Source organism: Janthinobacterium sp. AD80, from assembly GCF_002878455.1.
Classification (GTDB): Bacteria; Pseudomonadota; Gammaproteobacteria; order Burkholderiales; family Burkholderiaceae_D; genus Janthinobacterium.
In genome coordinates, this window is the sequence record NZ_NRDQ01000134.1 from 1 (window position 1) to 13,923 (window position 13,923).

Sequence of the window (13,923 nt, forward strand, 5' to 3'; positions counted from 1 at the left end):
CTTTCGCTCCAAGTCATTCAAGGCCACTTGTAGCCAGATAGCATTGAAGCACCGCTTTACACGGCCCTATCGACCACAGACCAATGGCAAGGCCGAACGCTTCATCCAGTCAGCCTTGCGCGAATGGGCTTACGGCTTTGTTTATAACAACTCACTGGAGCGGGCCAACATGCTCAAAGAATGGAACCATCACTACAACTGGCACCGGCCGCATCAGGGCATTGCTGGCAAGGCCCCAATGTCACGGCTCAGATCCGGCCAGAATAACCTCTTGCAACTTCACAGCTAGACGGCCACGCCGGAATGCCAAAAGGGCTTGCTGCGGCAAGCCCTTTTTCATGCGCGCCGGCATTTGTGCGCCAACTGCACAGATCCTGTGCCTGGCCGGGGCTGCCATTCTGGCGCCTGGCTGCCTAGAATGGGCTTCCTGTCACCTTTCCTGGAAGTATCCCATGCCTATCCTGAACCTGAGTTTGTCGAGCGCGTCTGATGCGCGCCAGTCGGCCGCCATCGCCGCCACCCTGAGCCGCCTGACGGCGCAACTGCTGCACAAGGCGCCCGAGCTGACCTCCGTGGCCATCAGCCATCTTGACGCGGCGCACTGGTTTGTCGGCGGGCCATCCTTGCAGGCGCAAGGCAAGACCAGCTTTTTCCTCGATATCCTGATCAGCGATGAAACGAATACGGCGGCGGAAAAGGCCGCGTACATCGCCGCCGTGTTCGCCGCCATGCAGGAGTTCCTGGGCGCATTGCATGAAGTGAGCTATATCCATGTGCATGACGCGCGCCAGGCGGCCTGGGGCTATGGCGGCTTGACGCAGCAGTTCCGCGCCGTGCGCAAGGTGCTGGGGCAGCCGTGATCAATCCCAGTGGCGTTCCTGATAGTACTGGACGGCAAAATCAATGAAGACCCTGACCTTGGGCGACAGCAGACGGCTGTGCGGGTACAGCGCGTACAAGGTGCGTGGAAGCAAGGTGTAGCCGGGCAACACTTGCACCAGCTGGCCGCTGCGCAGCGCGTCGCGCACGATGAAGGCGGCCGCGCCGACGATGCCCATGCCGCCCACGGCCGCTTCGCGCAAGGCCACGCTGGTATTGGCTTGCAAGCTGCCCTGTATGGCCACCTTGTGGGACGCACCGGCGGCGTCCGTGAACAGCCACTCCGCCGGCTTGTCGCCGGAGCTGTACATCAGGCAATTGTGCTGTGCCAGGTCCTGAGGCGTGGCCGGATGGCCATGCCGCGCCAGGTAGGCGGGCGCGGCGACGGCCACCGTGCGGCTGCTGGCCAGCTGGCGCGCCACCAGGGTGGAGTCGGGCAAGCCGCGCGCCAGGCGCAGCGCCACGTCGAAACCATCGTCGAGCAAGTCGACAATGCGGTCATTGCAGACCAGGTCGAGGTGGATGTGCGGGTATTGCCGGGCAAAGTCGGGCAGCCAGGTGGCCAGCTCCAGCGTGCCAAAGGCCATCGGTGCATTGATGCGCAGGCTGCCGGACGGTTGCGCCTGGTGGAGGGCGACGGCGCGGTCGGCCGCGTCAAGGGCGTCGAGGATGTCGCGGCTGGCCAGATAGTAGTCATGGCCGGCGGCCGTCAGGGCGAAGCGGCGCGTCGTGCGGTTCAGCAGTTGCGCGCCCAGCTGGTTTTCCAGCTGGCGGATCTGGCGTGAGACGATGGAGTGCGACACGCCCAGCGCGGCACCGGCGGCCGTGAAACTGCCGAGTTCCACGACGCGGCGCAGGGCGCGCAGGGCTGCCAGCTGGTCCATGGGTGCCTGGCGCCGCGCTTATTGGTTTGTCAGGGGGCGCAATTAAACGAAGCGCTTGCCTTCAAGGGGGAAGCCCTTGATGAATTCGGCTGCAGGCAGGCGCTTGCCGCCCGGCTTTTGCAGCTCCGTCAGGCGCAGCGAACCATTGCCGCAGGCAACGATGATGCCGTGCTGGGCGTCGGCTGCCAGCACCTGGCCCGGCGCTTCCTTGCTGTCCGCTTCCAGCACGTCGGCGGCCCAGATCTTGATGGTCGTGCCATCGACCTGGCCGCAGGCGCCGGGGAAAGGATTGAAGGCGCGGATTTTCAGGCCCAGCTCCAGGGCGGGCAGGCTGAAGTCGAGCGCCGCTTCTTCCTTGGCGATTTTTGCCGCGTAGGTGACGCCCGCTTCCGGCTGCGGCACGGCTTCCAGCGGCTGCTGCTGCATCTTGCGCAGGGTCTCGACGATCATCTTGCCGCCGAGTTTAGCCAGCTTGTCATGCAGGGTGGCGGTCGAGTCGCCCGCTTCGATGGGCAGGCGCTCGATGGCCAGCATGGGGCCCGTGTCCAGGCCTTCTTCCATCTGCATGATGGTCACGCCCGTCTCGTCGTCGCCGGCCTCGATGGCGCGGTGGATAGGCGCCGCGCCGCGCCAGCGCGGCAGCAGGGAACCGTGGATGTTGATGCAGGGTTTGATGTCGAGCGTGCTGCGCGGCAAGATCAAGCCGTAAGCCGCCACCACCATCACGTCGTAATCGGTGGCCAGCAGGCGCTCGTGGGCCGCCTTTGCCTCGGCGGCGCGCTGCGGATCCTTGCTGTCCATGCGCAGGGACAGGGGCTGCAGCACGTCGATGCCGTGCTGCTGCGCATATTGCTTGACGGCCGAAGCGTGCAGCTGCATGCCGCGTCCGGCAGGGCGGTCGGGCTGGGTCAGCACCAGCGGAATCTCGAATCCCGCTTCGTGCAAGTCTTTCAGGGCCGTGGCGGCGAATTCAGGCGTGCCTGCGAAGATCACTTTCATATGGTTCCTTGACGTGAGGTGTGCAGGCCCGCGCCCGAAGGCGCCAGGCTGGCGTGGTGTAACGACAACTGTTGCTTAGTCTATCAGCAGTAGCTTAGAAGCGGCGGTTCTGCGCGCGCAGGCTCGCTTCGCGCTCCAGGCCGCGGATTTCCTTGATCATCTTGGTCTTGATGCGATTGCGCTTGAGCGGCGACAGGTATTCGACGAATACCTTGCCCAGCAAGTGATCCATCTCATGCTGGATGCACACGGCCAGCAAGCCATCGGCTTCCAGCTCGAACTGCTTGCCGTGGCGGTCCTGGGCGCGCACCTTGATGCGGGCCGGGCGCTCGACGCCATCGTAGACGCCGGGCACGGACAGGCAGCCTTCGTCGTACACCTGCGTTTCATCGCTGGCCCAGATGATTTCCGGGTTGACGAACACTTGCAGCTGGTTTTTTTCTTCGGTGATGTCGATCACCATCATCTGGATGTGCTCATCGACTTGCGACGCGGCCAGACCGACGCCAGGGGCGTCATACATGGTCTCGGCCATGTCGTCGATCAGGGTTTGCAGGCGCTCGTCAAAGGTCGTGACGGGTTTGGCGACCGTGTGCAGGCGAGGATCGGGGTAACGCAGGATATTTAATATGGACATACGGATTCGACTGGTTAAGGTGGGCGCCGGTGCGCCGGATTATTCATGCCTGGGCCATGCAGACGATGGCACGGCAGAGTGTTATTGGATGTTTGAGTACGCTACGGTTGGGCGCGTATGGCGCAACGGCGCGGCAGATGTGTTTGCCAGTGCGTCGTATGGTCTGCTGCTAAGGGAAATTTTATCACAGACGCCCATGGCGCTGTGGATGACGGGTCTTTTTGTACCCTGTCTGGCACAAGCTTGCGCGCGTCGGCATCGCGTGCGCGCCGTGCCGCTAGCATGGAGTGGTGCGGTACTGAGCGAGGTTGTCATGCATGCAACTGCGACGGCGGCGGACACGGACACCGCCACGGAACTGGCGGGCTGGCTGCGCCTGCAGCACTTGCCCGGCGTGGGGCCGGTGGCGGCGCGCGCCTTGCTGGCCCGTTTCGGCTTGCCACCGGCCATCTTCGCCACCGCATTCGAGGCCTTGCGCGAAGTGGTGCCTGCCGGCGTGGCACGCGCCATCGCGCAGCCGCCCAAGCCGCTGGCCAACAGCCAGCTGGAACTGACTCTGCAGTGGCTGCGCCAGCCGGGCAATGCCGTGCTGACCCTGGCCGATGCCGCCTATCCGCCCCTGCTGCTGGAAATTGCCGATCCGCCCCTGCTGCTGTACGTGCGGGGCCGCAGCGAACTGCTGTCGCGCCCGGCCATCGCCATCATCGGCAGTCGCAATGCCAGCGCGCAAGGCATGCAGAACGCGGCCGCCTTTGCGCAAGCGCTGAGCGCGGCGGGGCTGACCATCATTTCCGGCCTGGCGCTGGGCATCGACACGCATGCCCACGAGGGCGGCTTGCGCGGCGAGGGCGGCACGGTGGCCGTGATCGGCACGGGTGCCGATCTCGTGTATCCAAGACGAAACCTTGATCTGGCGCAAAGGATTGCCGCGCAAGGCTGCATCGTCAGCGAATATGCGCTGGGCCTGCCGGCCATGCCAGGTAATTTTCCACGCCGCAATCGCCTGATCAGTGGCCTGGCGCGCGGCGTGCTGGTGATCGAGGCGGCGGCGCAATCGGGTTCGCTGATCACGGCGCGCCTGGCCGGCGAGCAGGGGCGCGACGTGTATGCGTTGCCCGGCTCGATTCATGCCACCCTGGCCAAGGGCTGCCATGCGCTGATCAAGCAGGGCGCCAAGCTGGTCGAGTCGGCCGATGACGTGCTGCAGGAGCTGCAATGGCTGGGCGGCAGCGCCAGCGTGGCGGCCGTGCAAGACGCGGACGCGCCGCTGCTGGCCGCGCTGGGCCACGATCCCCACGACGCCGACACTTTGGCCGCGCGCAGCGGCCTGGCCATGGGCGAATTGATGGGAGAATTGCTGGCGCTGGAACTGGCGGGGCGGGTGGAACGCTTGCCGGGAGGACTGTTTCAACGCTGCAAATGACAGCTTGTCACTTGTGTGGCGGCCACGCCGCACGCCGGCCCTTTGTCGGCGCACACCCTTGTGTCCCAGCGAACTTAGCTGCTAGAGTAGAGCCATGTTCGATATCCTGGTGTACCTCTACGAGACTTATTATCGCCCCGATGCCTGCCCCGAGCCGGCAGTGCTGGCGCGCAAACTGTCGGCTGTCGGTTTCGACGACGTGGAGATTTCCGAAGCGCTCGTCTGGCTGACGGACTTGAATGCCATGGCCGGTGTCGAGCAAACCCTGACGGCCAGTTCCACGGGCACGCGTTTCTATGTGCAGCAGGAAAGCGACGTGCTGGGCACGGCCGCCATCGGCTTCATCCAGTTCCTGGAAAGCGCCAAGGTGCTCTCGCCATTGCAGCGCGAAATCGTCATCGAACGGGCGCTGGCGCTCGACGAAGCGCCGGTTTCTCTGGGCAAGCTGAAAGTCATCGTGCTGATGCTGTTGTGGAGCCAGGGCAAGGAACCGGACGCCCTGATGTTCGATGACCTGTTCGTGGACGACGAAGACTTGCCGCCGCGCCTGTTGCACTAATATAGTGGCGTCATTGGCTGCCGCTGCAGCCGCTAGCCCGACCCTGGCGCCGCCGCCGCGCCATCCCCTTTAATATAGGCCGCTCCTGCGCGCACGCTTGACACTGCGTTTGCGCCTGCGCATTCTTGCTTGCAGATAACTTGCTGAATTCTTCAATAGGCGCTTATCATTGGCCGCTTGACAAGACCACAAGTCACAAGCCATTGCGCAGACAAAAGCGTCGGCGCCTGGCAATGCACTGTATGATGCGCATGCTGAAACTATCCTAGAGCATTTTTCGAGACTAAAAAATATGACAAAAACCCTCATCATCGCCGAGAAGCCTTCTGTCGCGAACGATATCGCGAAGACGCTTGGCGGCTTTACCAAGCACGATGAGTACTTTGAATCGGATGAATACGTCCTGTCGTCGGCGGTTGGCCACTTGCTGGAGATCGCCGTACCGGAAGAATTCGACGTGAAGCGCGGCAAATGGAGTTTCGCGCACTTGCCGATGATTCCACCGTATTTCGCGCTCAATCCCATCCCGAAGACGGAAGCGCGCCTCAAAGTATTAAACAAGCTGATCAAACGTAAAGACGTTTCCACCCTCATCAACGCATGCGATGCGGGGCGCGAAGGCGAGCTGATTTTCCGCCTGATCGCGCAAAACGCCAAAGCCAAGCAGCCGGTCAAGCGCCTGTGGCTGCAGTCGATGACGCCGGGCGCCATCCGCGACGGTTTCGCGCACCTGCGCAGCGACGAAGAAATGCTGCCGCTGGCCGACGCGGCCCGCTGCCGTTCGGAAGCGGACTGGTTGATCGGCATCAATGGCACGCGTGCCATGACGGCGTTCAATTCGAAAGAAGGCGGCTTCTATCTGACCACCGTGGGCCGCGTGCAGACGCCGACCTTGTCCATCGTGGTTGAACGCGAAGACAAGATCAAGAAATTCGTGCCGCGCGACTTCTGGGAAGTGCGCGCCGAATTCGTCTGCGCCGCCGGTATCTATGAAGGCCGCTGGCTCGACACCAAGTTCAAGAAGGACGAGAACGATCCCGAGAAGCGTGCCGAGCGCCTGTGGAGCAAGACGGCTGCCGACTCGATCGCCACCGCCTGCCGCGGCCGCCAAGGCAATGTCACGGAAGAATCGAAGCCGACCACCTCGATGGCGCCGGGCCTGTTCGACCTGACCAGCCTGCAGCGTGAAGCGAACTCGCGTTTCGGCTTTTCCGCCAAGAACACGCTGGGCCTGGCCCAGGCGCTGTACGAAAAACACAAGGTGCTGACCTACCCGCGTACCGATTCGCGCCACCTGCCGGAAGACTACATGCCGACCGTGCTGCAGGCGCTGGAAACGGTCAAGGAAAACAGCAACTACCACCAGTTCGCCAAGCAGATCATCGACAAGGGCTGGGTCAAGCCGAACAAGCGCATTTTTGATAACACGAAGATCTCGGATCACTTCGCGATCATCCCGACGACGATCGCGCCCAAGAATTTGTCCGAGCCGGAACAGAAGCTGTACGACCTCGTCACGCGCCGTTTCATGGCCGTGTTCTTCCCGCCTGCGGAATTCCAGGTCACCACGCGCTACACGGAAGTGTCCGGCCATCAGTTCAAGACTGAAGGCAAGGTCATGACCAATCCGGGCTGGCTGGCCATCTACGGCAAGGAAGCATCGACGGACGCGGACAAGGAAAGCAATGGCAACGGCAATCTGGTGCCAGTGGCCAAGGGCGAAAAAGTGCAGACGGAAAGCGTCAGCGCCAACGGCCTGGTGACCAAGCCGCCCGCGCGCTTCACCGAGGCAACGTTGCTGTCGGCCATGGAAGGCGCCGGCAAGCTGATCGACGACGACGAGCTGCGCGATGCGATGGCTGGCAAGGGTCTGGGCACGCCGGCGACGCGCGCGGCCACCATCGAGGGCTTGCTGACGGAACGCTACCTGATCCGCGAAGGCCGCGAACTGATCCCGACGGCCAAGGCCTCGCAGCTGATGACTTTGCTGAAAGGCCTGGGCGTCAATGAATTGACGGCGCCGGAGCTGACGGGCGAGTGGGAATACAAGCTGTCGCAGATGGAAAAAGGCAAAATTTCGCGTGAAGAATTCATGCGCGAAATCGCGCAGATGACGCAAATCATCGTCAAGCGCGCCAAGGAATACGACAACGACACGATCCCTGGCGACTACGCGACCCTGGAAACGCCATGCCCGAATTGCGCCGGCGTGGTGAAGGAAAACTATCGCCGCTTCGCCTGCACCAAGTGCGAATTCTCGATGAGCAAGACGCCGGGTTCGCGCCAGTTTGAAATCGCTGAAGTGGAGCAATTGCTGAAGGACCGCACCATCGGCCCGCTGCAGGGCTTCCGCTCGAAGATGGGCCGTCCGTTCGCCGCCATCCTGCGCATCGTGCGCGATGAAGAGATCAAGAACTTCAAGCTGGAATTCGATTTCGGCCAGAACGACGAGAGCGAAGATGGCGAAGGCGTCGATTTCACGGGCCAGACACCCGTGGGACCGTGCCCCAAGTGCAACGCCGGCGTGTACGAAATGGGCCTGGCCTATGTGTGCGAACACAGCGTGGCCAAGCCGAAGACGTGCGACTTCCGCAGCGGCCGCATCATCTTGCAGCAGGAAATCTTGCCGGAACAAATGGCGAAACTGCTCAACGATGGCAAGACCGACTTGCTGCCGGGCTTCGTATCGCAGCGTACCCGCCGTCCGTTCAAGGCTTTCCTCGTGCGCGGCAAGGATGGCAAGGTGAGCTTCGAGTTTGAAGAGCGCAAGGCCAAGGCGCCTGCCAAGGGCAAGGCGGCGGCCGCCGAGGTCGAAGGCGAAGAAGGCGCTGCGCCAGCGAAGAAAACGGCAGTCAAGAAAGCGGCAGCCGTGAAAAAGGCGCCGGCGAAGAAAGCCGCGGCCGTGAAAAAGCCGGCCGCCAAGAAAGCGCCGGCGAAAAAGGCGGCTGCAGCGGCGGAGTAATCCGCGGCGGCATGCGCCAGCGTAGAAAAGCCAGGGATATCCCTGGCTTTTTTTACGTCCGGAGTGACTTGCCGATGCTCAGGCTGGCGGCGCGGCCGGCGCCACCAAACCCATTTCCCGCAGCACTTCATGCGCCGAACGGAAGGCGTCGATAGCCAGCGGCATGCCGCAATACACGGCGGCGTGCAGCAGCACTTCCTGGATTTCCTGCATGGATGCGCCATTGTTGACGGCGCCGCGCACGTGGCCGCGCAGTTCCTGGGCGCGGCCCAGGGCTGTCAGCATGGCAATCGTCGCCAGGCTGCGGGTTTTCAGGTCGAGGCCATCGCGGCACCAGGTCGTGCCCCAGGCGTTGCGCGTGACGAATTCCTGCAAGGGCGCCGTGAAGGCGTCGACCTGCGCAAACGCGCGCTCGACAAAGGCGTCGCCCATCACCTGTTTGCGCATGCGCAAACCGTTTTCGAATTGTTCGTCCATGCCGCGCTCCCTGTGGAAGATTCTTGTCTGATACTAGCGAGCGGGCACAGGCAGGTCAAGTGCAGTTCAGGCGGCGCGGCGCGGCGCCAGCGGCGAGATCAGTCCAGGTAGTCGGAATACTCGCGCTGCGCATAATTTTGCAGGTTGGCCCAGGGCTGCGCCTTGCTGACGGTGGGCTGCAGCTTGACATCGACCCGGCGATAGAAGGTGTTGGCGCGGTCGCCGCTTTCGATGACCAGCGGGATCTGCTTTTGCTCATCCCACAAGATGCGCTGGAACACGCCCTTCTTTTCCACTTCGCGCCAGCGCGCGCCCGGCACGTTCGATGCCTGCTTGCTCAGCGGCATGGCGGCCACCAGTTTCGGGTCCAGCAAATAGAAGGTGTTTTCCCACGAGCCGTCGAAATTGACGTTCTCGTATTCCGCTTTCGGGATGGAAACGACGATCTTGTCGTGGGCGTCGATGTATTCCACGCGCACGGTGTTCTTTTCCAGCATCACATGACGGGGAATCAGCACGGGATTGAAGTGCTTGTGCTCATGCTGCGTGGCCGCCGTTGCGGTTTTCAGCGCGACCTTTTTGTTCTCGCCATGGGCGTGTCCCGCATGCGCATCCGTTGCCGGTGCCAGCACGCGTTCGACCCACACGTGGCCGGGACGGCGCAGCATCTTTTCCTCGTAGCGGCTTTCGCGCGTCACGCCTTCGGGCGTGAGTACGCGGCTGTAGTAGGTGATGCCCAGGTCCAGGTCGGCAGGGGTAGCGGGCGCGGCCTGGGCGCTGGCGGCGAAGCCGGCGGCCAGGAGGACGGCGATGAGGGTCGGTTTCATGGTGTTGCCTTTATTGTGCAAAGGGGGCGGAAGGCCATCGCCATCCGCCCCGGTTGGGGTTACGCAGGTGCCGCTACATCAAAAGCCGAGGGCCGCTTTCAGCAGGTCAAACACCTTGGTGTTGTCCAGGGTGCCCTTGAAAGTCTTGGCGCCGGCGCCCGTGGCCAGCAGCTTGACATCGCCGCCGCCGTGGGTTTCGCTGGCCAGGCGCACGCCCGTTTCTTGCAGGTAGTTGTCTTTCAGTGCCGTGGCGCTGTCGACGTTGCTGCGCAGGTCAGGACGGTTCGGACCATTGCCGAACACCAGGGTAGTGTAGGTATTGCCATCGGCATCCTTGCTCGGCTGGTTATCCTTGTAGCCGCGGTTGATGTCGAGGATAGGATTGCCGCGCTTGCCATAACCGTTGAAGGCCAGGGTGTGGTCATGGTCGGCCGTGACGACGATCAGGGTGTTGGCCAGGGTCGGATCGGTTTCCTTGATCTTGGCAATGGCGGCCTTGATGGCGTCGTCGAAGGCGATGGTGTCCGTCAGCGCGCGCTTGGCGTTGATGCCATGCAGGGCGTGGTCGATGCGGCCGCCTTCGACCATCAGGAAGTAGCCGTTGCTGTTTTTCGACAGCAAGTCGATGGCCTTGATGGTCATTTCCGACAGGCTAGGCTGGGTCGCGCCTTCGCCCAGCGGCGGCGTGGCGGTGCGGTCCAGCTCATATTCCAGGTGGCTGCGGGTGCTGTACAGGCCGATGAACTTCTTGCCGCTTGGCGCCGCCGCCATTTCCGCTTTCGTCGCGGCCACGGTGTAGCCCTTGGCGGCAAATTCCGTCAGCAGGTTGCGGCCGTCGGCGCGGCCGTACTTGTTGCTGGCCGACCATGGCGTGAAGTGGTTGCGGCCGCCACCCATCAGCACGTCGACGCCGTCGCCCAGGGCCGCGTTGTAGCCTGCGCCGCCTGGCGCCGTTTGCGCGGCGATCGCGTATTGTGCATTGCGGTTGCAGATGTGCGAGAAGGTCGTCGCCGGCGTGGCGTGCGTCAGTTCCGTGGTGGTGATGGCGCCCACGGCCTTGCCCTTGGCTTTCGCCAGTTCCAGAATGGTCGGCGCGCTCTTGCCGCCGGCCGGGCAGTTGTCGACGCCCAGGTTGCCGTTGGCATCGCGGCCGGGTTCCTTGGCGATGGTATCCTGCGCCATCGAGATGACTTCATTGTTCATCTTGACGCCGGTCATGTAGGCGGCCATCGACGGCGCGCTGTCGGTGGTTTGCGCATCGTTCGAGAACGTCTTGATGCGCGCCGTGCGCTCCAGCGTGTCCATCGTCAGGCTGCCGTCTTCCTTGTACTGGTAGATGCGCGCGGCCGTCACGACGGACGGGCCCATGCCGTCGCCGAGGAAGAAGATGACGTTCTTGGCGTCGGCGGCGTAGGCGCCGTTGGCAACGCTGGCGGCCACGAGCGTGGTCAGCAGCGACAGTTTCAAGGCGGATTTCAATGCTGGTTTCATGTGCTTGTCCAATTCTTGTCTCTTGGGGATTACAGACCGCCGGCGCGTCTTGACCAGGCCGAATACTTTGGTGTTGTCGATGGTGCCCAGGAAGGTTTCCGAACCCTTGCCGATGGCGCCCAGGAAGACGTCGGTGCCGCCGTGGGTTTCATTGCCGGCCGTGGTGCGTATCACCGCTTCCTGGTGGTAGGCATTCGCGCTGGTGACGGTTTCATCGAGGCTGGCCATGGCGGCGCGGCTCGACTGGGTGCGGTTTTCGCCATTGCCGAAGCCGATGATCGAATACGGTGCGCCATCGAGGTCTTTCTCGACCGCGCCGGTGACGTAGTTCTTCACCACGCCCAGCACGCCTGGGTTGCCGGCCGCCGTCTTGCCCGTGCGCTTGGCGTAGCCGTTCAGCACCAGCGTGTGGTCATGGTCGGCCGTGACGACGATCAGGGTATTGGCCAGGGTCGGGTCGGTGAGCTTGGCTTTTTCGATGGCGGCCTTGATGGCGCTGTCAAAGGCGACGGTGTCCTGCAGCGCCTTCTTGGCGGTGGTTTCATGCAGCGCGTGGTCGATGCGGCCGCCTTCGACCATCAGGAAGTAGCCCTTCTTGTTCTTGGCCAGCACGTCCATGGCCTTGGTGGTCATCTCCGCCAGGCTAGGTTCCTTGGCCGCATCGCGGTCCAGGTCATAGCTCATGTGGCTGGAGGTGAACACGCCGAACAAACGGTCCGTCTTGGCCGCATCGACGGCCTTGAAGTCGGCGCCCGTGTTGGCCACCGTGTAGCTCTTGGCTTTCAGCTCGGCGACCAGGTCGCGGCCGTCGGAACGCTTGCCACCATCCTTGAACGGCTTGAAGAATTGCGCGCCGCCGCCCAGCACCACTTCCAGGCCCGTGGTGCCCAGGGCGCTGTTGTAGCCCGTGCCGCCTGGCACGAGGGCCGCGGCGATATCGTTTTCCAGGTCGCGGTGGCAGATGTGCGAGTAGGTGGCCGCTGGCGTGGCGTGCGTCACGCGCGCCGTGCTGACGACGCCGGCTGCAAAGCCCTTGGCCTTGGCCAGTTCCAGCAAGGTGGTGGCGGGCGTGCCGTTGCCGGTGCCGCATTTGTTGACCAGCTTGTTGCCATTCGCATCCGTGCCCGGATCGATGGCGACCGTGTTGGCGGACATCGAGATGACTTCATTGTTCATCTTCACGCCAGTCATGTAGGCGGCCATCGATGGCGCGCTGTCCGTTACTTGCGCATCGTTCGAGAAGGTCTTGACGAAGGCCGTTTCCGGCAGGGTGTCCATGGTCAGCGAACCGTCTTCGCCCACCGAATAGATGCGTGCCGCCGTCATGGTGGTCAGGCCCATGCCGTCGCCGAGGAAGAAGATGACGTTTTTCGGTGGCGCTTCCGCCACCACGTCGTCTTTTTTGCTGTCGCTGCCACAGGCAGCCAGCATCAGGGTGATAGCGACGCTGCAGCCAGCGACGGAAATTTTTCTGCGTGTCATGTGATTCATCCGGCTAGGTTTGAAAGAGCTAGCAAGATAGCAATCCAATGTGACACCCTCATGACGATGTGTCACGTTTGGCGACGCCGCTATGCCATCGCCGTGCCTGTGGCTTTAGCGCACATCCTCGGTGGAAAAATACACTGTGCCGCGCAAGGCGGCCTGTGCCGCCACCTGCGTGCGCAGCGCTTGCCGCAAGGCGGCGGCCGGGCTCTCCTGCACACCGGTTTTCGCCACGACGACGTCGCCGTGCGGCGCATTCGGGGGGCTGGTCCAGGCGACGATGTGCTCGAAGTCGGGCCGGCTGTCGATGCGCTTGACGAGAAAACGCTGCGTGCCGCCGCCCACCTGCAGGTAGCGCGCGCTGGCGCTGCTGGCCGGCGCCGGCGACAGCTGGCGCATCAGCACCACGCGTTCGACGACGATGGTCGTGTCGCGGTAGCCAGTTTCTGGAAGGCCATCTTTCTCGAAGTGCCCGCGCACCACGGTGGCCTGGAACTGGCGCAGTGGCACGGCAGCGGCAGGCAGCAGGCGCGCCAGTTCGAAGCGCTGCGGTTCCAGCGTCCACAGCGCGGTGCCGCCATCGAGCAGCGCGCGCAGCTGCGCATCGCGTGCGGGATCGGCCAGATGCACTTGCAGTACCACCTGGTAATCATGCGGTGCATGAAACATCGGCAGGTGCGAGGCATACAGGCCCTGCTTGCCGCCAAACAGCACCATGCCGTGCAGGCCCCAGGTCAGGGGCGTGGCGTGGGCCAGGCTGCAAGCGAGCAGGAGGATGGAAAGAAGGAGTGTGCGCAGCATGGGTTTGATCGGTGAGTTGCAATGCCTGGATGATAGCGGCGGTATCATGGACGGTACAGCAACCATTTTTCACCTTTTGTGTCCCATCTGGAAATCAATATGCATTTGAATCTCGGCGACCTGCGCGTGTTTTGCAGCGCCGCGCGCCAGCCGACCCTGGGTGCGGCGGCACTGGAATTGCACCTGACGCCATCGGCCGTGTCGAAGGCCTTGCGCCGCCTGGAAGGGGCCATCGGCGCCCCGCTGTTCGACCGCGCCGGCAAGCAGTTGCTGCTCAATGAAGGCGGCCGCCTGCTGCTGGCGCGGGCGCGCACCTTGCTGGCGCTGGCGGAACAGGCGCGCCTGGACGTGATGGGCGGGCTGGGCGCCATCGATGCCCGCGTCGCCGGGCCGGCCCTGCTGCTGTGGCGCCATGCGGCAGACTGGCGTCGGCGCTGGATGCCTACCCGCATGCCAGCTTGCAGCTGCAGCCGTGCTTCGAGGGCGCGGCGCTGGCGGC

General features: G+C 63.3%; 13 protein-coding genes and 1 pseudogene. 6 read left to right on the plus strand and 8 right to left on the minus strand.

What is annotated here, in order from left to right:
- A partial coding sequence (locus JaAD80_RS22285) for an integrase core domain-containing protein (RefSeq protein ID WP_146012480.1) occupies positions 1 to 289 on the plus strand: 289 nt, incomplete at its 5' end.
- Between the two features lie 163 nt (positions 290 to 452).
- Positions 453 to 860, plus strand: coding sequence for a 4-oxalocrotonate tautomerase family protein (locus JaAD80_RS22290; protein WP_102297566.1), 408 nt, complete (start codon positions 453 to 455; stop codon positions 858 to 860).
- Here the strand turns inward: JaAD80_RS22290 and JaAD80_RS22295 are convergent, their stop codons facing one another.
- The 3 genes from JaAD80_RS22295 to def form a co-directional block, all read right to left on the minus strand.
- Positions 861 to 1,763 carry a LysR family transcriptional regulator gene (locus JaAD80_RS22295; RefSeq protein WP_102297570.1) on the minus strand — a complete coding sequence of 301 codons (903 nt, stop codon included), beginning with the start codon at positions 1,761 to 1,763 and terminating at the stop codon, positions 861 to 863. It abuts the gene before it with no gap.
- Between the two features lie 42 nt (positions 1,764 to 1,805).
- Positions 1,806 to 2,762, minus strand: coding sequence for a methionyl-tRNA formyltransferase (gene fmt, locus JaAD80_RS22300; protein WP_102297572.1), 957 nt, complete (start codon positions 2,760 to 2,762; stop codon positions 1,806 to 1,808).
- A 94-nt stretch (positions 2,763 to 2,856) separates the two neighbouring features.
- The gene (gene def, locus JaAD80_RS22305) at positions 2,857 to 3,399 is read right to left on the minus strand and encodes a peptide deformylase (protein WP_102297574.1); all 543 of its coding nucleotides are present in this window, start codon (positions 3,397 to 3,399) and stop codon (positions 2,857 to 2,859) included.
- 313 nt (positions 3,400 to 3,712) lie between these two features.
- Between def and dprA the strand changes: the two genes are divergently transcribed.
- The 3 genes from dprA (at position 3,713) to JaAD80_RS22320 (ending at position 8,343) form a co-directional block, all read left to right on the plus strand.
- A complete protein-coding gene (gene dprA, locus JaAD80_RS22310) occupies positions 3,713 to 4,822 on the plus strand; it encodes a DNA-processing protein DprA (protein WP_102297576.1) in 1,110 nt (369 codons plus the stop codon).
- Positions 4,823 to 4,916: 94 nt separating this feature from the next.
- Positions 4,917 to 5,381, plus strand: a complete 465-nt coding sequence (locus JaAD80_RS22315) for a DUF494 family protein (protein ID WP_034749287.1) — start codon at positions 4,917 to 4,919, stop codon at positions 5,379 to 5,381.
- 292 nt (positions 5,382 to 5,673) lie between these two features.
- Positions 5,674 to 8,343, plus strand: a complete 2,670-nt coding sequence (locus JaAD80_RS22320) for a DNA topoisomerase III (protein WP_102297578.1) — start codon at positions 5,674 to 5,676, stop codon at positions 8,341 to 8,343.
- Positions 8,344 to 8,421: 78 nt separating this feature from the next.
- On the opposite strand, the gene pcaC is transcribed toward JaAD80_RS22320, so the two are convergent.
- The 5 genes and pseudogenes from pcaC to JaAD80_RS22345 all read right to left on the minus strand — a co-directional run bounded on the left by pcaC (position 8,422) and on the right by JaAD80_RS22345 (position 13,424).
- Positions 8,422 to 8,820: a 4-carboxymuconolactone decarboxylase gene (gene pcaC / locus JaAD80_RS22325; RefSeq protein WP_102297580.1), complete on the minus strand. Its 399-nt coding sequence runs from the start codon at positions 8,818 to 8,820 to the stop codon at positions 8,422 to 8,424.
- A 98-nt stretch (positions 8,821 to 8,918) separates the two neighbouring features.
- Positions 8,919 to 9,647: a hypothetical protein gene (locus tag JaAD80_RS22330; protein ID WP_102297583.1), complete on the minus strand. Its 729-nt coding sequence runs from the start codon at positions 9,645 to 9,647 to the stop codon at positions 8,919 to 8,921.
- Positions 9,648 to 9,725: 78 nt separating this feature from the next.
- Complete coding sequence (locus tag JaAD80_RS22335) at positions 9,726 to 11,138, minus strand: alkaline phosphatase (protein ID WP_102297585.1); 1,413 nt, start codon at positions 11,136 to 11,138, stop codon at positions 9,726 to 9,728.
- Between the two features lie 48 nt (positions 11,139 to 11,186).
- A pseudogene (locus JaAD80_RS22340) lies at positions 11,187 to 12,620 on the minus strand (alkaline phosphatase); the annotation flags it as partial.
- A gap of 114 nt (positions 12,621 to 12,734) precedes the next feature.
- Positions 12,735 to 13,424, minus strand: coding sequence for a hypothetical protein (locus tag JaAD80_RS22345; protein WP_258003127.1), 690 nt, complete (start codon positions 13,422 to 13,424; stop codon positions 12,735 to 12,737).
- 99 nt (positions 13,425 to 13,523) lie between these two features.
- On the opposite strand from JaAD80_RS22345, the gene JaAD80_RS22350 reads away from it, so the two are divergent.
- Positions 13,524 to 13,923 (plus strand): LysR family transcriptional regulator (locus JaAD80_RS22350; RefSeq protein ID WP_258003128.1); only part of this gene is annotated, 400 nt, incomplete at its 3' end.